The organism is Pseudooceanicola pacificus, assembly GCF_009789075.1.
Taxonomy (GTDB): Bacteria; Pseudomonadota; Alphaproteobacteria; order Rhodobacterales; family Rhodobacteraceae; genus Pseudooceanicola; species Pseudooceanicola pacificus.
The window spans coordinates 265,958-287,605 of sequence record NZ_WNXQ01000002.1; the positions used below are offsets into that span (position 1 = coordinate 265,958).

Consider the following 21,648-nt stretch of genomic DNA (forward strand, 5'->3'; position numbering starts at 1 on the left):
CATGGCCGAAATCGTCGTCCAGAACCTGTGCAAGGAATTCGGCAGCTTCACCGCCGTGCAATCCTCGTCCTTCACCATCGAGGATGGCGAATTCTTCATGCTGCTCGGCCCCTCGGGCTGCGGCAAGACCACGACGCTGCGGATGATCGCGGGGCTTGAGCTGCCGACCAGCGGGGAAATCTACATCGACGGCGAAGAGGTCGGCCGCAGGCCCGCCTCGCAGCGCGACATCGCCTTTGTCTTTCAGATGTTCGCGCTCTACCCGCATATGAATGTGCGCAAGAACATCTCGTACCCGCTGGTCAGCCAGGGCATGCCGCGCGCCAGGGTGCGCGAAAAGGTGCAGGAGGTCGCGCGCATCCTGGGGATCGAGGATATCCTGGACCGCCCCGTCGGCGGGCTTTCGGGCGGCGACCGGCAGCGCGTGGCCCTGGGGCGTGCCATCGTGCGCGATCCCAAGGCCTTCATGATGGACGAACCGCTGGGGGCGCTGGACGCCGAATTCCGCGAACACATGTCGCAGGAGCTGCGCGCCCTGCACGACCGGATGGGCGCGACGACGGTCTATGTGACCCATGACCAGCTTGAGGCGATGCAGATGGGCGACAAGATCGTGGTGATGAACCACGGGGTGATCGAACAGTTCGGCAAGCCCCAGGACATCTACGACAAGCCCGCCACCATGTTCGTGGCCGATTTCATCGGTTCGCCCTCGATGAACTTCCTCGATTTCGACGGGGCCGTGCAGCCCGGTTCCGGGGCGGTGACGCTGGATGGCCAGGCGCTGCCGGTGCCCGCCGCGCGCGAGGCGTTTTCCGGCGGCATGGCCTATGGCGTGCGCCCCGAACATGTGCGCATCAGCGACTCCTCGGCCTATCGCGGCCGGGTTCGGGCGACGGAATATCTGGGCACCACGCAGATCGTCACCATCGCCACCCCGAACGGAGAGTTGAAGGCCCGCATCCCCTCCGAACAGCCCGCGCGGCTGGACGAAACCGTGGGGCTGGATTTCAACGGCACCACCGTGACCCTGTTCGACCGCCAGACGGGGCGGGCGCTTGGGTCGGAACTGAACGAGGGGGTCCTGTCCCGTGGCTGATGTCACCCTGAGCAACCTGTCGAAATCCTACGGCGACACGGTCGCGCTGTCGGACGTGTCGATGACCATTCCCGACGGCGCCTTTGTCGTTCTGCTGGGCCCGACCGGCGCGGGCAAGACCACAACCCTGCGCCTCGTCTCGGGGCTGGAGGCGCCGGATACGGGCCGGGTGGCCATCGGCGGGATGGAAGCGACCGGGCTGACCCCGGCGCAGCGCAATGTGACGATGGTGTTCCAGCAATATTCGCTCTATCCGCACATGACGGTGCGCGACAACCTGGCCTTTCCGCTGCGCTCGCCGATCCTGAAGACCCCCGAGGACGAGATCGCCCGCCGCGTCGGGGCCGTGGCCGAGGTGCTGCGCATCGCGCACAAGCTGGACAACAAGGCGACGCAGCTGTCGGGGGGCGAGATGCAGCGCGTCTCGATCGGCCGGGCGCTGGTGCGCGAGCCGTCGATCCACCTGATGGACGAACCGCTGTCCTCGCTCGACGCCAAACTCAGGGCCGATCTCAGGATCGAGCTCAAGCGCATCCAGGCCGAGATGGGGGCCACGCTGCTCTACGTCACCCATGACCAGATCGAGGCGATGACGATGGCGACCCATGTGGGCGTGCTGGACCACGGGCGGCTGGTGCAGTTCGGCCCCCCGCGCGAGGTTTATGAAAGCCCGGTCAGCCTCTATGTCGCGACGCGGCTCGGCCTGCCGCGGATCAATGCGCTGCCGGCCGGGCTGTTCCCCGGCGCACCGGGCGGGGCGGCGACCATCGGGCTGCGCCCGGAACACATCGCCCACGGCGAAGGTCAGCCGGCCGAGGTCGTTCGCGTCGAACATCTGGGCGACCAGACCCGCCTGCACCTGCGGCTGGCCGGGCACGAGATCGTCACCCTGACCGAGGCGCAGACCGCGCTCGGCCCCGGCGACACCCTGTCCATCGCGCCCCGCGATCCCCTGTTTTTCGACACCGCGGGCGCCCGCGTCGGCTGAGGAGGAAGCTCATGAACCAGTTCATAAATTCCAGGGAGACCCTGGTCACCGAGGCGATCGACGGCACCTTGCGCACGGCGGGCGGGCGGCTGGCACGGCTGGACGGTTACCCGCATATCAAGGTCGTCGTGCGCACCGACTGGGACAAGTCGAAGGTGGCGCTGGTCTCTGGCGGCGGATCGGGGCACGAGCCGAGCCATGCGGGCTTTGTCGGGCAGGGGATGCTGACCGCGGCGGTCTGCGGCGATGTCTTCGCCTCGCCCTCGGTCGACGCGGTGCTGGCGGGGATCCTCGCGGTGACGGGCCGGGCGGGCTGCCTGCTGATCGTCAAGAACTACACCGGCGACCGGCTGAACTTTGGCCTGGCGGCGGAACGGGCGCGCGCCTTCGGCCTGTCGGTCAACATGGTGGTGGTCGACGACGACATCGCGCTGCCGGACCTGCCGCAGGCGCGCGGAGTGGCGGGCACGCTTTTCGTGCACAAGATCGCGGGCGCACTGGCGGATCAGGGCGGCGATCTGGCCTCGGTCACCAGGGCGGCGGAACGGGTCATCGCCTCGGCGGTCTCCATCGGCATGTCGCTGGACACCTGCACCGTGCCCGGTTCGCCCAAGGAGGCGCGGATCGACCGGGGCAAGGCCGAGCTGGGCCTGGGCATCCACGGCGAGGCCGGGGTGGAACAGGTCGACTTCCGCTCGGCGCGCGAGGCGGTGCGCATGGTCGTGGAACGCCTGACGCCCCATGTGGGTCCGGGTCCGCATGCCGCGCTGCTGAACAACCTCGGCGGCGCCACGCCGCTGGAAATGGCGGTGCTGGCCGAGGAACTGGCCACATCGGCCATCGGCGCGCAGCTGCGCTGGCTGATCGGCCCGGCGCCGATGATGACCTCGCTCGACATGCAGGGCTTTTCGGTCTCGCTGCTGCCGGTGACCAAGGCGGACGAGGCGGCGCTCTGCGCCCCGGTCGGCCCCTGGGCCTGGCCCGGCTGCCTGGCGCTGGACGCCGTGCCGGTGCTGCCGCTGCCCGACGGGCTGACGCCGATCCAGCCGATGCCCTCGCGCAACGAGGCGACCCGCGCCTTCATCGAGGGCTGCTGCAAGGTCTTCATCGCGGCCGAGGCCGACCTCAACGCGCTCGACGCCAAATCGGGGGACGGCGATACCGGCAGCACGCTGGCCACCGCCTCGCGCGCGCTGATCGCCGCGCTGGACCGGATGCCGCTGGCCGACCTCACCCAGCTCTACCGCGCCATCGGGCTGGAGCTGAGCCAGACGATGGGCGGCTCCTCCGGTGTGCTGCTGGCGATCTTCTTCGCGGCGGCGGGCGATGCCTCGTCCTCGGGCGAGGATGCGCATGGCGCGCTGATGGCGGCGTTGGACCGGGTGCAGCAGGTGGGCGGCGCACAGCCCGGGGACCGTACGATGATCGACGCGCTGCTGCCCGCGCTGCAGGCCCTGCCGCAGGGGCTGGGGGCCGCCGCAACCGCCGCGCGCAAGGGGGCGGATGTCACCGCCACCATCACCACGGCCAAGGCCGGGCGGGCGAGCTATGTCAATGCCGCCAAGCTGGAGGGCAATGTCGACCCGGGGGCCGAGGCGGTGGCCCGCCTGTTCGAACATCTGGCCGAAACCGTGGGCGCCTGAATGCGGGCCGCGCGGGCCGGCCGCGCGGCAATCGCCGGGCAACGGCGGGGTGCCTTGTCCCTGTGCGCTTTGACCGGATGTCGGGCGATGTGACCCGGTCCCGCACCTGGCGGTGACGGGGCCGGTTGCAGTTGCCCCGGGAACCCCGGTAAGAGGGCGGTACGGCATCAGGCCGGGAAACCAGCACCTTGTTATCGCTCCGACATTTGACCGCAGGGGACCCGGCGCATTGCCCGGGGTCTGCGCCATGCCCGCGCCTGGCGGTCACGGGGGGCCATCCCACAGGCCCCTTTGCGGCATCCCCGGCAATCGCCCCGCCCGCAATGGCCCGGGTTGGTCGCTCACGCCATCGGGGCCGCGCCGCGTGCTGAGGCCCGGGCTCCAGCGCCTGCAACGCGCACCCTGGCCGGTCAGGCTGGTGGTCCTGGCCCTTGTCTCGGCGCTGTTTGTCGTGGTGCTCAGCGCCCTGGGTGCCCCCGCCTCGGGTCTGCTGGGGCCGCTGCTGGCGGCCCTGGTGCTGGCCTGTTCCGGCCTGCCGGTTCCCATCCCGGGCGAGGCGCAGCGCGCCGGGCAGGCTGTCGTCGGCTGCATGATCGCCGGGATCATCGAACCGCGGGTGCTGCTGACCCTGCCGAGTTACGCGCCCGAGATCCTGACGGCCACCGCCATGACCCTGCTGGTGACCTTCGTCATCGTCACGCTGACCGCGCGGCTGCGGGTCTTCGACGTCCAGACCCTTGCCTGGGGTCTGCTGCCGGGCGGTGCCTCGGCGATGATCGTGATGTCCGAAGAGTCCGGCGCCGATGTGCGCATGGTCGCGATCATGCAGTACATGCGCGTCATCGTCGTGGCCCTGTCGGCGGCGGGCATCGCCTGGATCCACCCGGTGGCCGGGGCAGGCCCGGGCGCCGGTGCCGCGGTCGAGCTGGCAGCACGGGCCCCGGCCAGCCCGCTGTTCACGCTGCTGATCGTTGCCGCCGGGCTGCTGGTGAACCGGTTTGTTTCCTTGCCGGCGGGGGCGCTGGTGCTGCCGATCCTGATGGGCGTCGTCTTCGAGGCGCAGACCGGGTTGCAGGTGAATGTGCCGGCCTGGGCCATATGGCTGGGCTTTGCCGCGATCGGCTGGAGCGTGGGCATGCGGTTCCGCGCCGACCTGCTGCGCCCGATCCTGAGGCTGCTGCCGGTTGTGCTGCTGATCAACCTCGCGCTGGTTGCGGTCTCGGCTGTCGGGTCCTTTGTCGTCTCGGCGATCTTCGGGATCGGCTATACCACCGCGTTTCTGGCGATGTGCCCCGGCGCGATGGACACTGTCGCCATCGTCGCCCGCGACCTGGATGCCGACATGGGCTTCATCCTCTCGGCGCAGTTCCTGCGGATGCTGGTGGTGATCCTCGTGGTGCCGCCCCTGGTCCGCCGCTTCCTGCTGACGCGGCAGGGGGCGGGATAGGAGGGCGGGGCGCGTTGCGCCTCAGCTCAGCAGCAGGCAGGGGACGGTATCGCCCTCGCTCGCGGCAGGCGCGTCGACCGGCCGGATGACAAAGGCATCCGCCCGGGCCAGCACCGACAGCAGGGCGCTGTCCTGGCTGGCAAAGGGGCGCAGGCCCTGATCGGTGACTTCGGCCCGCATGTAATGCAGGCGCGGCCCGTTGGCGGCGACATCCGTGGCCAGCCGCATCTGCGAGGGCGCCAGCGGGCCGGCCCCCAGGCCCAGCATGGCCCGAATGACGGGACGCAGGAAGACATGGCCGCAGACCATGGCCGAGACCGGGTTGCCCGGCAGCCCGATCATCGGCACACCGGAAATCCGCCCGGCCATCAAGGGTTTGCCCGGCCGCATCGCGACCTTGTAAAAGGCGCGCTCCATCCCCAGTTCGCCCGCCACGCGGCCGACCAGATCGTGATCGCCAACCGAGGCGCCGCCGATCGTGACCATCAGATCGGCGCTGGCGGCCAGCGAAAAGGCCAGGCGCAGGCTTGCGGCGGTGTCGCGGGCTGCGGGCAGGATGCGCACGGTGGCGCCCTCGGCCTCCAGCAGCGCCTTGATGCCGAAGGTGTTCGAGGCGACGATCTGGTCCGGGCCCGGCGTCTCGCCCGGCATCACCAGCTCGTCCCCGTTCGAGATCAGCGCCACCACCGGACGCCGCGCCACCGGCAGCACCGGGTGGTTCATCGCGGCGGCCAGCGCCACGTCCTGCGGGCGCAGGCGGCGCGGGGCCGAGATCCGGTCGCCGATGCGGAAATCGCCGCCGGCGGGACGGATGTTGCTGCCCTCGTCGAGATTGCCGCCCAGGGTGATCGTCGTGCCCTCGGCGGTCACGTCCTCCTGGATCACCACGCGGTCCGCGCCCTCGGGCACCGGGGCACCGGTAAAGATGCGCACCGCCTGGCCGGGCCCGACCGTGCCGTCGAACCGCCGTCCCGCCGCGGCCTCGCCGATCACCGCGAACCGCGCGCCGGGGCGGACCTCGCCGCCGGGCACCGCATAGCCATCCATCGCCGAGGCGGCAAAGGGCGGCTGATCCCGCCGGGCCTGCACCTCGCGCACCAGCACCCGGCCCGAGGATTGCGCCAGCGGCACCATCTCGGTTTCGGTCGGGGCGACCAGGGCAAAGAGCCGGTCCAGCGCCTCGTCGACGGGGATCATCCCGCGGTGGCCTCGTAGCGGCCGGACTTGCCGCCGTCCTTCAGCCGCACATGGATGCCGCCGATCTCCATCGCGCGGTCGACGGCCTTGGCCATGTCATAGACGGTCAGCGCGGCGGTCGAGACGGCGGTCAGCGCCTCCATCTCCACCCCGGTCTGGCCGGTGGTCTTGACCGTCGCCTCGATCCGGATGCCGGGCAGGTCGGGATCGGGCGTCAGCTCGACCGCGACCTTGGTGATCGGCAGCGGATGGCACAGCGGGATCAGGTCGGCGGTGCGCTTGGCGCCCATGATCCCGGCCAGCCGCGCGACAGACAGGACATCGCCCTTCTTGGCGCGGCCTTCGGTAATGATATCATAGGTTTCCGGCGCCATCTTCACCCAGCCTGCGGCCACGGCAACGCGCGAGGTGACGTCCTTGTCGGACACATCGACCATATGGGCATCGCCCTTGCCGTCGAAATGGGTCAGCGCCATCACAGCACCCCGGACATCGGATTCTGCACCGTCAGCAGGCTGCGCGTGGCGGCGGTGACGTCCTCCTGCCGCATCAGGGCTTCGCCGATCAGGAAGCAGCGGGCGCCGTATTGCGCCATGTCGGCCAGATGCTCGGGGGTCGACAGCCCGCTTTCCGACACGATGATCCGACCCTCGGGCACCCGCCGCGACAGGTGGCGCGTGGTGTCCAGGCTGGTCTCAAAGGTCCGCAGATCGCGGTTGTTGATGCCGATAAGGCGCGATTGCAGGGCGCCGGCGCGCTCAAGCTCGGCCTGGTCGTGCACCTCGATCAGCGCGTCCATGCCCCATTCGGTGGCGGCCGCCTCAAGCTCGGCGGCCTGGGTGTCGCTGACCGAGGCCATGATGATCAGGATGCAATCGGCGCCAAGCGCGCGGGCCTCGGCCACCTGATAGGTGTCGTACATGAAATCCTTGCGCAGCGCGGGCAGGTCGCAGGCGGCGCGCGCCTCGGTCAGAAAGGACTTGGCCCCCTGGAACGAGGGCGTGTCGGTCAGCACCGACAGGCAGGTCGCGCCGCCCTCGGCATAGGCGGCGGCCAGGGTCGCGGGATCGAAATCGGCGCGGATCAGCCCCTTGGAGGGCGAGGCCTTCTTGACCTCGGCGATCAGCCCGTAGCCTGCGCGCGACGCGTCGTGCAGGGCATCGGCGAAGGGGCGGACCGGGGGCGCGTTGCGGGCCTCGGCCTCGACAGCAGCCAGAGGCTTGGCAGCCTTGTCGGCGGCGATCTCTTCAAGCTTGTAGGCCTTGATCCGGTCCAGAACGGTTTCGCTCATCTATGTCATGTCCTGCGTGGTCCGGCCCAGTTGATGGGCGTCTCACCCCTCGAAGTAAGCCAGTTGTTGACCGATGAAAATGGCCGGGAGCCGAAAAAACCCCGGCGCGCGGAAAGTGGCGAGGGATGTGCGCTGCGCAGCACCAGATGATCCGCCCCGGCGATGGCATCGGCAAAGCCCTGCGCATGCCCGCCCCAGAGGACAAAGGCGCGCGGCCGGTCCGACAGCCGCGCCAGCACCTGCCGGGTCAGCGCCTGCCAGCCGAGTTTGCCGTGCCCGCCCGCGCCGCGCGCCGGCACGCTGAGCGCGGTGTTCAGCAGCAGCACGCCCTGCCGGGCCCAGAACCGCAGATCGGCATCCGGCGGGCAGGCGCCGATGTCCTCGGCCATCTCGCGGTAGATGTTGGACAGCGACCGGGGCAGGGGCCGGGTGCCCGGCTCGGCGGAAAAGGCCAGCCCGTGGGCATGGCCGGGGGTCGGATAGGGATCCTGGCCCAGGATCACCACGCGGGCCGCATCGGGCTGGGTCAGCTCCAGCGCGGCAAAACGCTGTGCGGCGGGTGGCAGGATCTCGCGCTGGTCGGCCTCGATCCGGGCATGGATGCGGGGCCAGTCCTCGCGGAAGAAGGGCAGCCGGGCCCAGTCGCCCAGCCCGGGGGGCAGGCCCTCGCGCATCTCAGCCCGTGGCGGCCGAGGTCACGCGCGCCAGCGTCCTGACCCGCCCGAGGGCCGCGCCCCGGTCGATGCTTTCCGCTGCCATGGCCACGCCTTCCTTGAGGTCCGCCGCCTTGTCGGCCACCAGCAGCGCCGCCGCCGCGTTCAGCAGCACCGCGTCGCGATAGGCCGAGGGCGCGCCCTCCAGCAGCGCCGACAGGGCGCGGCCGTTTTCGGCGGGCGTGCCGCCGACGATGGAGTCGAAGGGATGTTCCGGCAGACCGGCCTCTTCAGGGTGCAGCTCGAAATCGTGCACCGTGCCGTCCGGCTCGAGCGCCGAAACCCAGCTGATCCCGGCAATCGACAGCTCGTCCGTCCCGTCCGAGCCATGCACCAGCCAGGCCTTTTCCGACCCGAGCTGACCCAGCGTTTCGGCCATCGGGCGGATCACGTCGCGGGAAAAGGCGCCGGTCAGCTGGCGTTTCACCCCGGCGGGGTTGGTCAGCGGGCCCAGGATGTTGAAGATCGTGCGGGTGCCCAGTTCCGTGCGCGTCGGCATCACATGGGCGGTGGCCGGGTGGTGCATCGGCGCCATCATGAAGGCGATCCCGGCCTCGGCCAGGGCGCGTTCCACGACCTCGGGGCCGACCATGACATTGACGCCCAGCTGGGTCAGCGCGTCCGCCGCCCCGCTTTTCGAGCTGAGGTTGCGGTTGCCGTGCTTGGCCACCACGACACCCGCGCCGGCCACGACAAAGGCCGCCGCTGTCGAGATGTTCAGCGTGCCGCGCCCGTCGCCCCCGGTGCCGACGATGTCCATCGCCCCTTCGGGCGCCTGCACCTTGCGGCAGCGGGCGCGCATCGCGGCGGCGGCGGCGGCATATTCGTCGACGCTTTCGCCCCGGGTGCGCAGGGCCATCAGCAGCCCGCCGATCTGGCTGGGGGTCGCCTGGCCGTCGAACAGGATGTCGAAGGCGCGGTTGGCCTCGTCCCGGGTCAGCGGACGGTCGGCCGAGGCGGCGATGAGGGGCTTGATGTCGTCGCTCAATCTGGTTTCGCCCGATCACGGGCGCTCCTGTGCAGAGGCCCCTGTGCAGTGGCCGAGAGTATGGTATGATCCGCGAAACGCGCCGGTCCGCATGCCTGTCCTCAGGCGGCGGGTCGCGCAGAACATGCTCCGGCAGGCCCTGAGGGTCAAGGCCAGGGGCGGGGTCAAGAGGCAAGGGCGGCGCGGGCAGGCGTCGCTGTGTGAAAGGCAGGGCGGCGTGGGACGCGGACTCGTTTCAGGAATACTCTGGGGGCTGGTGATTTCGGTGATTGCGGTCGCCATCACCTCGCTCAACGCCACGTTGCCGGGCAGCGAGCCGCCGCGCACCGGCACGGCCGACGTGCCCGCGGGATCGGAATTCAATCAGTCGCGCCCGGACGAGCCGGCCAGGCTGCCGGGCCAGCAGGCCGTGGCCAAGGCCCCCGGCGCCGTCAGCCCCGCCGCGCCCAGCCCCGACGATCTGGCCCCGATCGACCCGGTCGGCACCCAGCCGGCGCAGCGCCCCGTCACCGGCGGCCCGGAAACCGCGCTCGCCTCGGCCCCCGCCGCGCCGCGCAGCGGGCCCGCGATGGGATCGGATGCCGATGCGCCGCTTGCGCCGGGTGCCGAACGCCCCGCGCCCAATGCCCCGCAGACCGAGTCCGGCCCCGCCGTGTCGACCGCTCCCGCCCCGCCGCCGCAGGCGCCCGTGGCGCCGCGCGTGCCGGTGGGCGACGACAGCTCGACCGGGTTCCCCAGCACCGACCTGCAGGCGGCGGCGGAAAGCCCGGTGATCGTGGCGCCCGGCGACAAGGTCGCCAGCCTGCCCTCGGAATCCGGCGCCGACAGCCCGCCGAGCGCCGATGCGACAAGTGCCCCGGCGATGGCCGCGCCCGAGGCGGAGGATGGCACCGCTGACGCACCGGACGAGATCATGGAGCCTGCCGGGGGCGCAGACCCCGCGATGGCCGCGCCGCAGGCCGCCGCAACGGATACCGGCGACGCATCTCCCCGGACCGGGGACGAGACCGCCGAAGCACCCGCAATGGCTGAGGGCATGGCCACCGGAGGCACCGCCGGTGCAGAGACCGCCGACACGGGCGCAATGGCCGAGGACATGGCCATCGCGGATCAGGCCGCCGGAGACACGGCCGAGGCCGAGGACGAGATCGCCACCGATGCCGGCACGGTCGAAGAGGCAGAGGGGCCGGTGCCCGGCCAGCTGGGCCGCCCCGGTGTCAGCCTGCTGGAGCGCGGGACCGAGCGGCGGTCGGAACGGCTGCCCTCGGTGACAGGTCAATCCGCAGGCCAGCCCGCCGGCGAGGCCGCCGCGACGACAGCGGCCGCCCCGGCCGAGGACTCCGCGCTGCCGCCGATCGAGCGCTACGCCGTGCCCTTCGAAAACCCCGAGGACAAGCCGCTGATGTCGATCCTGCTGCTGGATGACGGCACCTCGGCGACCAGCACCACGGCCCTGTCGGAATTTCCCTATCCCCTGACCATCGCGCTGGACCCGTCCTGGGACGGCGCGCCCGAGGCGATGCGGCGATATCGCGCGGCGGGGATGGAAGTCGCGATCCTGGCCGACATGCCCGAGACGGCCACGGCCAGCGACATGGAGACGAATTACCAGGTCTGGAGCGAACGCCTGCCCGAAACCGTGGCGGTGATGGAGGGCGACGACACCGGATTGCAGGCCGCGCGGCCCGCCTCCGATCAGCTGGCCGATATCCTCGCGGCCTCGGGGCGGGGGCTGGTGCTTTACCCCAACGGGCTGGACACGGCGCGCAAGCTGGCTGTGCGCAAGGGCGTGCCCGCGGCCACCGTGTTCCGCGATTTCGACAGCGACGGGCAGTCGTCGGATGTGATCCGCCGCTTCCTCGACCACGCGGCCTTTCGCGCGGGTCAGGAAGGCGGGGTGATCATGGTTGGCCGTTTGCGGGCCGAAACCGTGCAGGCGCTGCTGGTCTGGGGCCTGCAGGACCGCGCCAGCCGGGTGGCGCTGGCGCCGGTCTCGGCCCTGCTGATGTCGTCCCTGCCGGAGTGAAACCGGATCGCCGGGCTGGCGGAACAGGCGCGCGCCTCAGCCCCCGCGCGGCGCCCATAACATGATCGCCGCGCCCGCCAGGCAGACCGTGGCGCCTGCGATGTCCCAGACGTCGGGCCGCTGCCCGTCGACCAGCCAGAGCCAGACCAGCGAGGCGACGATATAGACCCCGCCGTAGATCGCAAAGGCGCGGCCCGACTGGTCCGCCGCGCTGAGGGTCAGCAGCCAGGCAAACAGGGCCAGCGAGGCCATGCCCGGCACCAGCCAGAGCGGTGACCGGTCCAGCCGCGCCCAGGCCCAGACGGCAAAGCATCCGGTCAGTTCCGCAACGGCGGCGGCAAGATAGATCGCAAGTGTTGTCATTGTCGGCTCGGGCTGGGGCGGGTCCCCGTCACGCTGGCGCGCCGGGGCGCCAGCGCCCGGTGGCCGCCGGCGGGCCGATGTGCGGCCAGGGGTGGCCCGGCAGCGGCGGGCGGCGCAGCACCGCCGCCGCCCGGCCGCGTCTACCGGAAGTTCGCGTGAACCGCGTTCAGCGCGTTCTGATCCAGCCGCACGCCCGCACGGGTGCGGATGTCGGCGGCAAAGGCGTTGTAGAGGTCCTGGTTCATGCTCTGCGAGGCCTGTTCGCGGATCGAGGCGATCATCGAGGCTGTATTCTCATCCTCGTCCGAGGGCGGCACGATGGCGTCCAGACGCAGGATCATCACGGTGCCAAAGCCCTGCGCCACGATGATCTCGCCCTCTTTCATCTGGTAGATGCGGCTGACCAGATCGGTGGGCGCCCCCAGGATCGCGCCGTTGCGGCTGAGCGATTCCTCGGTCTTGGTCTCCAGCCCCAGCCCCGCGAAGGTCGCGCTTTCCATCAGCCGGGCCTTGTCCTGCTCGGCCAGCTCGGTCAGGCGCTTCATGGTCTCGGCCGTCTCCCAGGCGCCGCGCACCTGATCGCGCACTTCCTCGTAGGGCTGCGCGACGGGATCGACGATCTCGTCCAGGCGCATGGCGTAGACACCGCCGTCGTCCAGCTGCTTGAGCTCGGGATAGTCGTCCTTGGTCAGCGCCTCGGCGGCGGCGTCGAACCCGTCGTAATTCGCGATGCCCTCGCTGGTGCCGGGATACCAGTCGAAGGTGGTCAGCTGCATGTCGGTCTCGTCGGCCAGCTCCTCCAGCGTCGCGCCGCCGGCCAGCAGGTCCTCGATCGGCTCCATCTGGCGCTCCACCTCGCGGCGGGCGGCATCGGCGGCGAGTTCCTCGCGCAGCATCAGCGAGGCATCCTCCAGCGAGGTCTTCTGCGCGGCCAGAACGCCGTTGATGCGGAAGAGGGCCGGGCCCAGGTCGGTGTCGACGGGGCCGACCACATCGCCCGTCTCGGCGGCAAAGACAGCCGCGCCGGCGGCGCCAAGGCGCTCCTGCGTGACGTCGCCCATGTCGATATCCATCAGGGACAGGCCGCGATCGGTGACCAGCGTCTCGAAATCCGTCTCGCCCGCGTCCAGCTTGTCCTTGGCGGCCTGCGCGGCCGCGGCGTCGGGATAGACCAGCCGTTCGACCAGGCGGCGCTCGGGGCGGTCGAATTCATCCCGGCGCTGTTCGTAGAGGTCCACCAGCGATTGCTGGTCCACCGCCGCCGCATCCACCAGCATGTCCGGATCGAGCCAGGCATAGGTGATCCGCTTCTTTTCCGGCTCGGTGTAGTCCTTCACATGCAGGTTGTAATAGTCGATCAGCGTCTCGTTGTCGGGTTCTGGCAGCGGCTCGGGCAGCTTGTCGTCGCCCAGCGTGGCATAGGTCACGCTGCGCCGTTCGCCGATGTATTTGGCCAGGGTGTCGGCATAGGCGGCGGGCATGGCCCCGCCCGAGACGATGGCGGCCTGGAGGATGGTGCGCGCGGTCTCGTCCCGCAGGCGGTCCTCGAACCGGGCCTCGGTCAGGCCGTTGCGGTCCAGCGCGGCGCGATAGCCCTCGCGGTCGAACTTGCCGTCCAGCCCCTGAAAGGCGGGGATCGTCTGCAACTGGCGGGCCAGGGTCGCATCGCCGATGGAGATGCCAAGGCGGTCGGCCTCGTTGTCCAGCGCGGCCGAGGCGATCAGCCGCGACAGGGTGTTTTCGGTCAACCCGAAGCTCTGCGCCTGTTCGAAGCTCAGCGCCTGGCCGGTCTGCGCCTCGATGGCGCGGATGTCCTGCTGCAGGGCGCTGGCATAGACGTCGACGGGGATTTCCTTGTCCCCGACCTTGCCGATCGAGCGCACGGTGCCCGACAGGTTGGTCACGCCGAAGCCGCCAAGCCCCAGTATCAGCAGGGCCAGCAGGCCCCAGACCAGCATCTTCGATGAATTCTTGGCTGCCATTGCGCCCTCGTCCCTGCCTGTCGCTCTGTCGGGGTTGTCTAATGTGCTTGGCCCCGTGTCACAAGGCCCGGCGGTGGTGCCGTGACGGGGATGTGAGGCGCGTCAGCCCGCAAAGCCCCCGAGACGGTCGAGCAGCGCCCCGATCCCCTGCGCATCGACATTGGCAAAGGCCACGCGCAGCTGGCGTTTGCCCGCGGCGTCGCCCTCGGGCATGAACATCGTGCCGGGCAGCAGCAGCACGCCCGCCTCGGCCACCAGCCGCTGCGCCAGCCGGTCCGAGGGCAGGTCGAAAGGATGCGCCATATAGGCGAAATAGGCGCCGCAGCCCATCAGCTCCCACCCCTTGGCGGCCAGGGGGGCAAAGCCGCCGGTGATCGCGGCGCGGCGCGCCATGATCTCGTCCCGCTCGCCCGCCAGCCACTGGTCGAGGTTCTGCATCCCCCAGAGCGCGGCGAACTGGCCGATCTGGGCGGGGCAGATGGTGACGGTGTCCAGGAATTTCTCGACCTCGGCCAGCCGGGCGGGCGAGGCGCTCATCGCGCCGACACGGTGGCCGGTCAGGCGATAGGCCTTGGAGAAGGAATAGAGCTGGATCAGCGTGTCGTCCCAGTCGGGATCGGCGAACAGGTCATGCGGTGCGGACGAGGCGGCAAGGAAATCGCGATAGGTCTCGTCGACGATCAGGGCGATGCTCCGGGCGCGGGCGAGGTCGAAGAAGGCGCGGATGACCGCGGGCGGATATTCCACGCCGCCGGGGTTGTTCGGCGTCACCAGCACGATGGCGCGGGTGCGCGGGGTGATCAGCGCGGCGGCCTGTTCCGGGTCGGGGATCAGCCCGGCGCCGGTGGGCAGGGGCACCGCCACGGCGCCCGCCATGTCGAGCCACATCTTGTGGTTGAAATACCACGGCACCGGCAGGATGACCTCGTCCCCCTCGGCCACCAGCGTGTGGATCGCGGCGCAGAACGCCTGGTTGCAGCCCGAGGTGATGGCGACCTGCGCCGCCGCCACCGTGCCGCCATAGCTGCGGGTCCAGCGGGCGGCGACCTCTTCGCGCAGGGCGGGCAGGCCCAGCACGGGGCCGTAAAGATGCGCCTGCGGCTCGTTCATCGCCAGGTCGGCCATCGCCTCGCGCATCGCCAGCGGGGGCGGATCGACGGGCGCCGCCTGGCTGACGTTCAGCAGCGGGCGCCCGGGCGGGAAGGTGACCCCCTGCAGCCAGCGCCGCGCCTCCATCACCGGGGGCGCGAATGTGGTGGCGGTGCGGGGCAGGGACATCGGTTTCTCCGGTGCTGGGGGCGGGTTGCGGGCAGGCTAGCGCGGGCGCGGGGCAAGGGAAAGAGCACCCGATGCGCGGCGGACCGCAGGGCGCTCGGCAGATTTCCGCGATGGCGGGCGGCGGCCTGTCCGGGGGCTCTGGAACTTTGTCGCGGGCCGCCACATTGAACCGGTATAACAAGAACCGGAGCAGATCATGAAATTCCATTACGTCGTGCTGGCCGCCGCCGCCCTTGTCACGGCCTGCCAGGGCATTGCGATGCCGGGGCGGGCAACAAGCGGGCAGACCTCCAGCCCTCAGGCAACAACCGGCATCCCCGAGGCCGCACAGGGCCGGTGGGGGCTGACCGCGGCCGATTGCGGCCCGGATGCGAGCATCGCCAAGGGGCTGATGGTGGTCGACGGGACCACGCTGAAATTCTACGAATCCCGCGCCACCCTGGGCAAGGTGGCAGAGCGGAGCGACACCGGGATCGAGGCCGACTTTGCCTTTACCGGCGAGGGCATGAGCTGGACCCGGCGCGAGGTCCTTGACCTGCAGGACGGCGGGCGCACCCTGGTGCGCCGCGAATACGGCGAGGGCGCGATCCCCGGCCCGCTGCGCTACACCGCCTGCGACGCGGTCTGAGACCCCTCCGGCATCGTGGCCAGCCCCGCCACGGTGCCGATCCGATATCCGCCCCCCAAGTTCAGGCCTCTGGCCGGGCGAACCGCCCGGGCGCCGGAAAATCCCGCAGACCCTCCCGCCCGGTGCAGAACCGCCATGCCCGGCGGGCAAACCGTCATGCCGGTACTGGCACTTTTGCGGCCGGATGACTATGCTAGGGCTCGATATAAGGCAGAGGCCCGTCCCATGCGCGATCTGAAGATCCCCGACCAGCGTCACCCCGAGAAGGCGCACCGCCCCGACAACGCCCAGCCGAAGAAGCCCGACTGGATCCGCGTCAAGGCCCCGACCTCGAAGGGATACATGGAGACCAAGCGGATCATGCGCGAGAATCGCCTGGTCACGGTCTGCGAGGAAGCGGGTTGCCCCAATGCCGGCGAATGCTGGAGCCAGGGCCACGCCACCATGATGATCATGGGCGATATCTGCACCCGGGGCTGCACCTTCTGCAACATCGCCACCGGACGGCCCGATACGCTGGATGCCTTCGAACCCGGCCGCGTCGCCCATGCGGTGGAAAAGCTGGGGCTGAATCATGTGGTCATCACCTCGGTCGACCGCGACGATCTGGACGACGGCGGGGCCGAGCATTTCGCCCAGACCATCCGCGCCGTGCGCCACCGCTCGCCCGACACGACGATCGAGATCCTGACCCCCGATTTCCTGAAGGCCAAACCGGGCGCACTGGAAACCGTTGTCGAGGCGCGCCCCGACGTGTTCAACCACAACCTGGAAACCGTGCCCGGCCTCTACCCCGAGGTGCGGCCCGGCGCGCGGTATTTCCACTCGCTGCGGCTGCTGCAGAAGGTCAAGGAGCTGGACCCGGCGATGTTCACCAAGTCGGGCATCATGGTCGGCCTCGGCGAAGAGGCCCCGGCCGTGCGCCAGGTGATGGATGACATGCGCGCGGCCGATGTGGATTTCCTGACCATCGGCCAGTACCTGCAGCCCACGCCCAAGCACCATGCCGTGGCCCGCTTCGTGCATCCCGACGAATTCGCGGCCTATGAGAAATCGGCCTATGGCAAGGGGTTCCTGATGGTCTCGGCCACGCCGCTGACCCGGTCGTCCTACCATGCGGGCGAGGATTTCGCGCGGCTCAGGGCGAACCGGCTGGCAAAGCTGGGACGGGCCTGAGCGCCTAGCGCGTCAGCACAAGCGCGCCGTCGGCGATCTCGATCCGGCTGAAGTTCTGCAGATAGCTCATGCCCATCAGGGACATGGGCATCGCGCCTTCCGAGACGAAGGCGCGGAAGCGGCTGTCGTGCACCGGGCCCAGGTCGACGCTGTCCAGTGTGACCGGCGCCAGCCCGACCTCGCCATTTGCGGTAGAGGCGCGGCCCAGGAACTGCAGCGCGTCGGGGTCGATCCCCACCTTTTCGGCGTCGCGGCGCGTCAGCACCAGATCGGTCGCGCCGGTATCGACCATCAGCCAGATCGGTTCGCCGTTGATATCCACCGTCAGGTAATAGTGCCCGTCGTTGGCGCGGGGCACGCGGATCGTCTCGCCGGTCTGGCTGACGCTCTGCATCGGCATCACCGTGGTGCGGATGTCACCCCAGAGCCCGACGCCCGCCAGCACCCCGACAAAGATCAAGGCCCAGAGCGCGGCATGCTGCAGCATCGTGCCCAGCCGGCCCCGGTAGCGCACGACGGCATAGCCCCCGATTGCCGCCATCAGCAGCGAAAGATAGGCGATCTGCATTATGGTGTCTGTGCTCATCGGGCCCTCCGGTCTGACTAAGGATATAGGCGCAGGGGGCGGGGCTTGCGAGGGTCAGCCGGCCAGGCCGAAGGCGCGCAGCCCGTCCAGCACGAACTGGACCGACAGGGCGGCCAGCAACATGCCAAGCAGGCGCGTGACCACGTTGATGCCCACCCGTCCCAGGGCGCGCTCCAGCAGGCCGGTGGTCAGGAAGAAGGCAAAGACCACCGCCAGCACCACCGCCGCGACGGCCAGCACCAGCGCCAGCCCGGCCAGCCCGGGGCGCTGGCCCGCCAGCAGGATCACCGTCGCGATGGCCCCGGGGCCGGCGATCAGCGGAATGGCCAGCGGAAAGACCGAAGGATCGGGCCGGTCGTCGGCCTGGTCCTCGCGCCGCCTGGTGCGGCGTTCGAACAGCATGTCGAGCGCGGTGAGGAACAGCAGGATACCCCCCGCGATGCGAAAGGCGGGCATCGAGATCCCGACGAAGTTCAGCACCGCCTCGCCGAAGAGGGCGAACAGCATCAGGATCAGCATCGCGATCCCGCAGGCCCTGAGCGCGATGGAACGCCTCTGTGCCGGGCTCATCCCCTGGGTCAGCGCGGCAAAGAGCGGCGTGAGCCCCACGGGGTCGATGATCACGAAAAGCGTGACGAAGGCGGTGATGAGAAAGGCGGTGTCCATGAAGCCTCCGTCGGCGGGCGTGGCGGGATTGGATCACGTCAGGGGCGCAAATCCTAGGGCGCAGTTGGCCGGGACATCCGTCAAGGGGCTGGCCGGGAGTTGTCTAAATCGAACCAATGCGGGAATTTCTGGCCGCATTGTTTCCATTTGAGAGACAAAATCCAACATTTCCGCGCCGACGCAGGCGCGCGGCCCAAAAGGCCGGCGCAAGCGATGCGATCAGGCCTGCGCCGCTTCCAGCTTCTCCAGCGCGCTCATCCACAGGGCCTCGGCCTTTTCCATCGCCTGGCGCAGCTCGGCATATTTGCGGTTCCAGACCTCCAGCTCGCCGACCTTTTCCTCTTCGTAGAGCGCGGGGTCGGACAGTTTCGAGGCAAGCTTGTCGCTCATCTCGTTGAGCTTGTTCACCCGGTCCTCGCATTTGCGGACCTCGGAGCGGAGCGCCTGGATCGCCTCGCGCGAGGGGCGGGCGGGTTTCGGCTTTTCCTTCTTCTCGGAGGGCCGGTCGGGCGTCAGAAGCAGCGCGCGATAGGCTTCGAGATCCTGCTCGTAAGGAGTCACGCGGCCGTCCTTGACCAGCCACAGCCGGTCGGCCACGAGGCTGAGCAGGTGCATGTCGTGGCTGACGAGGATCACCGCGCCGGTATAGGCGGTCAGCGCCTCGACCAGGGCTTCGCGGCTTTCGATGTCGAGGTGGTTGGTCGGTTCGTCGAGGATCAGCATATGCGGCGCGTCGAGCGTGGCCAGCATCAGCGACAGACGCGCCTTCTGCCCGCCCGACAGGCGCCCGACCACGGTATCGGCCTGCTCGGCCCGGATGCCGAAGCCGCCAAGGCGCGCGCGCAGTTTCGAGGGCGGCTCGTCCGGGCGCAGGCGGCGCAGATGGTCGACGGGGGTTTCGTCCACATGCAGCTCGTCGACCTGGTGCTGGGCGAAATAGCCGACCCGCAGCTTGGACGAGGTGATGACCCGCCCCGACATCGGCGCAAGACGGTTGGAGAGCAGTTTCGACAGGGTCGACTTGCCCTCGCCGTTGCGGCCCAGCAGGGCGATGCGGTCGTCCTGGTCGATGCGCAGGTCGAGATGCGACAGCACCGGCTTGCCGTCATAGCCGACCACGCCGCTTTCGACCCTCACGATGGGCGGCGAAAGCTCTTCGGGCGTGGGGAAGGAGAAGGCGCGCAGCGCGGCCTCCTGCGGGGTGTTGATCGGCTTGAGCTTGGCGATCATCTTGAGCCGGGATTGCGCCTGCACCGCCTTGGAGGCCTTGGCGCGGAACCGGTCGACAAAGCTTTGCAGGTGGGCGCGGCGGGCCTCCTGCTTGCGGTTCTCGGCCTCGGCCACGGCCAGGCGCGCGGCGCGGGTTTCGGCGAAAGTGTCGTAATTGCCCTGATAGAGCGTCAGCTTGCGGTCCTCCAGGTGGAGGATATGGCCCACGGCGCGGTTCAGCAGGCCCCGGTCGTGGCTGACGATCAGCACGGTATGGGGATAGCGCGCCAGGTAGCTTTCCAGCCACAGCGCGCCCTCCAGATCCAGATAGTTGGTCGGTTCGTCCAGCAGCAGCAGATCGGGCTGCGAGAACAGCACGGCGGCGAGGGCGACGCGCATCCGCCAGCCGCCTGAAAAGGCCGAGCAGGGCATGCGCTGTTCGGCATCGGTGAAGCCAAGGCCCTTGAGGATCGAGGCGGCGCGCGCCTCGGCCGACCAGGCGTCGATATCGGCCAGGCGGGTCTGGATCTCGGCGATGCGGGCGCCGTCGGTGGCGGTGTCGGATTCCGCCATCAGCTCGGCCCGCTCGGTATCGGCGGCAAGCACGGTGTCGATCAGCGAGACCTCGTTGCCCGGCACCTCTTGCGCGACGCCGCCGATGCGGGCGCGCAGGGGCATGGTGATCTCGCCCGATTCCAGCGCCAGTTCGCCCCGGATCAGGCGGAACAGCGTGGTCTTGCCGGTGCCGTTGCGCCCGACAATGCCGATCTTGTGCCCCTCGGGGATATTGGCCGAGGCGTGTTCGATCAGCGGGCGGCCCGCGACGGAGTAGGATATGTCGGTGATGCGCAGCATGACCGGCGCATAGCAGAGGGCGGGGTAGGGTGCCAGATGGTCTGTGCGCAATAGATGCTGCAGGGCGGAGAGGTGTTGCCGATGTCTCTGGCGTCGCTGGCAAGCCATCGGCTCAATCGTCTTTCGGGCCGGGGGCGGGTCGCCGTTTCTGGATATTTATGGCCAGAGGAAGCAGGCGGGGTGGCGCGCAAGGACTGGCGGCGGTCCGCCCTGGCGGTGTGGTGTCTGGCCGGGGGGCGGGGCCGGCGTTCCGGGTGCCGGATCTGTCGCGACAGGCGGCGGATCGCACCGGCGGGCCGCCTGCGCGGCGGGGTGCTGCGCGGCCCTGCCGGGGCGGCCTGCGCGGGGGCCGGGGCGCGCTATTGACGCTTTTCAAAGCGGGGGGCGCATGCTAGGCGGACGGCGTCATTCATGGCGGGCCATTGCGCCCGCCTTTTCACGAGACGAAGAAGGATTTTCCAGATGGCTATCGAACGCACCCTGTCGATCATCAAGCCCGACGCCACCCGCCGCAACCTGACCGGCAAGATCAACGCCAAGTTCGAGGATGCCGGCCTGCGCATCGTCGCCCAGAAGCGGATCCAGCTGACCATGGCCCAGGCCGGGAAGTTCTACGAAGTGCATGCCGAGCGTCCGTTCTACGGCGAACTCTGCGAGTTCATGGCATCGGCCCCCGTCGTGGTGCAGGTGCTGGAAGGCGAAGGCGCCATCGCGAAGAACCGCGAAGTGATGGGCGCGACCAATCCCAAGGATGCCGCACCGGGCACCGTGCGCGCCGATTTCGCCGAGAGCGTGGGTGAAAACTCCGTCCACGGTTCGGACGCGCCGGAAACCGCCGCTGTCGAGATCGCCTATTTCTTCTCGGGTCTCGAACTGGTCGGCTGAGCCCGCACGGTCTTGCAGATCGAAGGCCGCGCGTTCACCCGCGCGGCCTTTTTCGTTCCGTGGCCGCGGCGGCGGGCCTGACGCCGATTTCATCCAGGATCGCCTCGATCCCGGTGTCGTCGCGGCGGGTGCTGGCGCGGAGCCTGTCGAACCGGGCCCTGAGCGCGGCCTTTTCGGCGCCCTTGCAATCGTTCCATGGGCGGCCCTGCAACCCCATCACCAGGGCATAGTAGCCGATGAAATGCGCCGTCCCGCCCGAGGCGAGGAAGGCGGCATAGGCGGCATCGGCCCCCATCTCGCGCAGCTGGCGCGCGCTGGTGATTCCGGCGCGGCCGTAGGCGATGTCAGCGGCCGGGCCGAGGTTGCGGATGGTGGAGACAAGGTCGGACATGGGCAGGCCCCCCTTTCAGGGACAGCCTGACCCGGGATGCGCGCCCTGTCCAGCCGCTGTCAGATCGCGGCCCAGTCGGTGAAGCGCACCGGGGGCGTCTGCTGCTGCTGTTGCTGCTGTTGTTGTTGTTGTTGTTGCTGCTGCGTTTGCTGCGGTTGCTGCTGCTGCTGCGGCGCGGGTTGGGTCGTCATCTCTGCTTGTCCTCGGTGTTTGCCCGTTTCCTCGCGGGCCTTTCGG

The 21,648-nt window shown here is 69.7% G+C and carries 21 protein-coding genes; 8 read left to right on the forward strand and 13 right to left on the reverse strand.

Features of this window, described 5'->3' with window-relative positions:
- Position 1 precedes the first annotated feature (1 nt).
- From GLS40_RS04335 to GLS40_RS04350, 4 genes are all read left to right on the forward strand, one after another.
- Positions 2 to 1,099: an ABC transporter ATP-binding protein gene (locus tag GLS40_RS04335; RefSeq protein WP_160381510.1), complete on the forward strand. Its 1,098-nt coding sequence runs from the start codon at positions 2 to 4 to the stop codon at positions 1,097 to 1,099.
- On the forward strand, positions 1,092 to 2,087 hold the full coding sequence (locus GLS40_RS04340) for an ABC transporter ATP-binding protein (RefSeq protein WP_160381511.1): 996 nt from the start codon (positions 1,092 to 1,094) through the stop codon (positions 2,085 to 2,087). Before GLS40_RS04335 ends, GLS40_RS04340 begins: the two co-directional genes overlap by 8 nt.
- A gap of 11 nt (positions 2,088 to 2,098) precedes the next feature.
- The gene (locus GLS40_RS04345) at positions 2,099 to 3,730 is read left to right on the forward strand and encodes a dihydroxyacetone kinase subunit DhaK (RefSeq protein ID WP_160381512.1); all 1,632 of its coding nucleotides are present in this window, start codon (positions 2,099 to 2,101) and stop codon (positions 3,728 to 3,730) included.
- Between the two features lie 418 nt (positions 3,731 to 4,148).
- Entirely contained in the window at positions 4,149 to 5,177 is a 1,029-nt protein-coding gene (locus GLS40_RS04350) for an AbrB family transcriptional regulator (RefSeq protein ID WP_160381513.1), read from the forward strand.
- Positions 5,178 to 5,198: 21 nt separating this feature from the next.
- Here the strand turns inward: GLS40_RS04350 and GLS40_RS04355 are convergent, their stop codons facing one another.
- From GLS40_RS04355 to trpD, 5 genes are read right to left on the reverse strand one after another with little or no spacing between them, the layout of a single operon-like run.
- Positions 5,199 to 6,374, reverse strand: coding sequence for a molybdopterin molybdotransferase MoeA (locus GLS40_RS04355; RefSeq protein ID WP_160381514.1), 1,176 nt, complete (start codon positions 6,372 to 6,374; stop codon positions 5,199 to 5,201).
- Positions 6,371 to 6,850, reverse strand: a complete 480-nt coding sequence (gene moaC, locus GLS40_RS04360; protein WP_160381515.1) for a cyclic pyranopterin monophosphate synthase MoaC — start codon at positions 6,848 to 6,850, stop codon at positions 6,371 to 6,373. Before moaC ends, GLS40_RS04355 begins: the two co-directional genes overlap by 4 nt.
- Complete coding sequence (gene trpC, locus GLS40_RS04365; RefSeq protein ID WP_160381516.1) at positions 6,850 to 7,665, reverse strand: indole-3-glycerol phosphate synthase TrpC; 816 nt, start codon at positions 7,663 to 7,665, stop codon at positions 6,850 to 6,852. The genes moaC and trpC overlap by 1 nt, the downstream gene beginning before the upstream one ends.
- Before the next feature lie 5 nt (positions 7,666 to 7,670).
- A complete protein-coding gene (locus GLS40_RS04370) occupies positions 7,671 to 8,339 on the reverse strand; it encodes a uracil-DNA glycosylase (protein WP_160381517.1) in 669 nt (222 codons plus the stop codon).
- Position 8,340: 1 nt separating this feature from the next.
- A complete protein-coding gene (gene trpD / locus GLS40_RS04375; protein WP_160381518.1) occupies positions 8,341 to 9,366 on the reverse strand; it encodes an anthranilate phosphoribosyltransferase in 1,026 nt (341 codons plus the stop codon).
- A 217-nt stretch (positions 9,367 to 9,583) separates the two neighbouring features.
- Between trpD and GLS40_RS18200 the strand changes: the two genes are divergently transcribed.
- Complete coding sequence (locus GLS40_RS18200) at positions 9,584 to 11,392, forward strand: divergent polysaccharide deacetylase family protein (protein ID WP_160381519.1); 1,809 nt, start codon at positions 9,584 to 9,586, stop codon at positions 11,390 to 11,392.
- A 36-nt stretch (positions 11,393 to 11,428) separates the two neighbouring features.
- Here GLS40_RS18200 and GLS40_RS04385 read toward each other — a convergent pair whose 3' ends face one another.
- From GLS40_RS04385 to GLS40_RS04395, 3 genes are all read right to left on the reverse strand, one after another.
- Positions 11,429 to 11,755, reverse strand: a complete 327-nt coding sequence (locus tag GLS40_RS04385; RefSeq protein ID WP_160381520.1) for a YnfA family protein — start codon at positions 11,753 to 11,755, stop codon at positions 11,429 to 11,431.
- Positions 11,756 to 11,895: 140 nt separating this feature from the next.
- Positions 11,896 to 13,737, reverse strand: a complete 1,842-nt coding sequence (locus GLS40_RS04390; RefSeq protein ID WP_160381521.1) for a peptidylprolyl isomerase — start codon at positions 13,735 to 13,737, stop codon at positions 11,896 to 11,898.
- A gap of 102 nt (positions 13,738 to 13,839) precedes the next feature.
- Positions 13,840 to 15,015: an aminotransferase gene (locus tag GLS40_RS04395; protein WP_160381522.1), complete on the reverse strand. Its 1,176-nt coding sequence runs from the start codon at positions 15,013 to 15,015 to the stop codon at positions 13,840 to 13,842.
- Between the two features lie 196 nt (positions 15,016 to 15,211).
- Here GLS40_RS04395 and GLS40_RS04400 point away from each other — a divergent pair, with 196 nt between their 5' ends.
- Both GLS40_RS04400 and lipA read left to right on the forward strand, forming a co-directional pair.
- The gene (locus GLS40_RS04400) at positions 15,212 to 15,643 is read left to right on the forward strand and encodes a hypothetical protein (RefSeq protein WP_160381523.1); all 432 of its coding nucleotides are present in this window, start codon (positions 15,212 to 15,214) and stop codon (positions 15,641 to 15,643) included.
- Between the two features lie 225 nt (positions 15,644 to 15,868).
- Entirely contained in the window at positions 15,869 to 16,819 is a 951-nt protein-coding gene (gene lipA, locus GLS40_RS04405; protein WP_160381524.1) for a lipoyl synthase, read from the forward strand.
- A gap of 4 nt (positions 16,820 to 16,823) precedes the next feature.
- Here the strand turns inward: lipA and GLS40_RS04410 are convergent, their stop codons facing one another.
- The 3 genes from GLS40_RS04410 to GLS40_RS04420 form a co-directional block, all read right to left on the reverse strand.
- Positions 16,824 to 17,405: a retropepsin-like aspartic protease family protein gene (locus GLS40_RS04410; RefSeq protein WP_160381525.1), complete on the reverse strand. Its 582-nt coding sequence runs from the start codon at positions 17,403 to 17,405 to the stop codon at positions 16,824 to 16,826.
- A 54-nt stretch (positions 17,406 to 17,459) separates the two neighbouring features.
- Positions 17,460 to 18,071, reverse strand: a complete 612-nt coding sequence (locus GLS40_RS04415; RefSeq protein ID WP_160381526.1) for a MarC family protein — start codon at positions 18,069 to 18,071, stop codon at positions 17,460 to 17,462.
- A gap of 219 nt (positions 18,072 to 18,290) precedes the next feature.
- Positions 18,291 to 20,135 carry an ABC-F family ATP-binding cassette domain-containing protein gene (locus GLS40_RS04420; RefSeq protein WP_160381774.1) on the reverse strand — a complete coding sequence of 615 codons (1,845 nt, stop codon included), beginning with the start codon at positions 20,133 to 20,135 and terminating at the stop codon, positions 18,291 to 18,293.
- Positions 20,136 to 20,597: 462 nt separating this feature from the next.
- On the opposite strand from GLS40_RS04420, the gene ndk reads away from it, so the two are divergent.
- On the forward strand, positions 20,598 to 21,020 hold the full coding sequence (ndk, locus tag GLS40_RS04425; RefSeq protein ID WP_160381527.1) for a nucleoside-diphosphate kinase: 423 nt from the start codon (positions 20,598 to 20,600) through the stop codon (positions 21,018 to 21,020).
- 34 nt (positions 21,021 to 21,054) lie between these two features.
- Here the strand turns inward: ndk and GLS40_RS04430 are convergent, their stop codons facing one another.
- Both GLS40_RS04430 and GLS40_RS18085 read right to left on the reverse strand, forming a co-directional pair.
- Complete coding sequence (locus tag GLS40_RS04430) at positions 21,055 to 21,411, reverse strand: TfoX/Sxy family DNA transformation protein (protein ID WP_160381528.1); 357 nt, start codon at positions 21,409 to 21,411, stop codon at positions 21,055 to 21,057.
- Between the two features lie 59 nt (positions 21,412 to 21,470).
- The gene (locus GLS40_RS18085) at positions 21,471 to 21,602 is read right to left on the reverse strand and encodes a hypothetical protein (protein WP_268892923.1); all 132 of its coding nucleotides are present in this window, start codon (positions 21,600 to 21,602) and stop codon (positions 21,471 to 21,473) included.
- Between the last annotated feature and the right edge of the window lie 46 nt (positions 21,603 to 21,648).

Coding starts and splice junctions, on each gene's coding strand:
- GLS40_RS04395 (WP_160381522.1), bottom strand. CDS start 15,015: ATGTCCCTGCCCCGCACCGCCACCACATTCGCGCCCCCGGTGATGGAG.
- GLS40_RS04385 (WP_160381520.1), bottom strand. CDS start 11,755: ATGACAACACTTGCGATCTATCTTGCCGCCGCCGTTGCGGAACTGACC.
- GLS40_RS04355 (WP_160381514.1), bottom strand. CDS start 6,374: ATGATCCCCGTCGACGAGGCGCTGGACCGGCTCTTTGCCCTGGTCGCC.
- ndk (WP_160381527.1), top strand. CDS start 20,598: ATGGCTATCGAACGCACCCTGTCGATCATCAAGCCCGACGCCACCCGC.
- lipA (WP_160381524.1), top strand. CDS start 15,869: ATGCGCGATCTGAAGATCCCCGACCAGCGTCACCCCGAGAAGGCGCAC.
- GLS40_RS04400 (WP_160381523.1), top strand. CDS start 15,212: ATGAAATTCCATTACGTCGTGCTGGCCGCCGCCGCCCTTGTCACGGCC.
- GLS40_RS04390 (WP_160381521.1), bottom strand. CDS start 13,737: ATGGCAGCCAAGAATTCATCGAAGATGCTGGTCTGGGGCCTGCTGGCC.
- trpC (WP_160381516.1), bottom strand. CDS start 7,665: ATGAGCGAAACCGTTCTGGACCGGATCAAGGCCTACAAGCTTGAAGAG.
- GLS40_RS18085 (WP_268892923.1), bottom strand. CDS start 21,602: ATGACGACCCAACCCGCGCCGCAGCAGCAGCAGCAACCGCAGCAAACG.
- GLS40_RS04410 (WP_160381525.1), bottom strand. CDS start 17,405: ATGAGCACAGACACCATAATGCAGATCGCCTATCTTTCGCTGCTGATG.
- moaC (WP_160381515.1), bottom strand. CDS start 6,850: ATGGCGCTGACCCATTTCGACGGCAAGGGCGATGCCCATATGGTCGAT.
- GLS40_RS04420 (WP_160381774.1), bottom strand. CDS start 20,135: ATGCTGCGCATCACCGACATATCCTACTCCGTCGCGGGCCGCCCGCTG.
- GLS40_RS04415 (WP_160381526.1), bottom strand. CDS start 18,071: ATGGACACCGCCTTTCTCATCACCGCCTTCGTCACGCTTTTCGTGATC.
- GLS40_RS04335 (WP_160381510.1), top strand. CDS start 2: ATGGCCGAAATCGTCGTCCAGAACCTGTGCAAGGAATTCGGCAGCTTC.
- GLS40_RS04370 (WP_160381517.1), bottom strand. CDS start 8,339: ATGCGCGAGGGCCTGCCCCCCGGGCTGGGCGACTGGGCCCGGCTGCCC.
- GLS40_RS04345 (WP_160381512.1), top strand. CDS start 2,099: ATGAACCAGTTCATAAATTCCAGGGAGACCCTGGTCACCGAGGCGATC.
- GLS40_RS04430 (WP_160381528.1), bottom strand. CDS start 21,411: ATGTCCGACCTTGTCTCCACCATCCGCAACCTCGGCCCGGCCGCTGAC.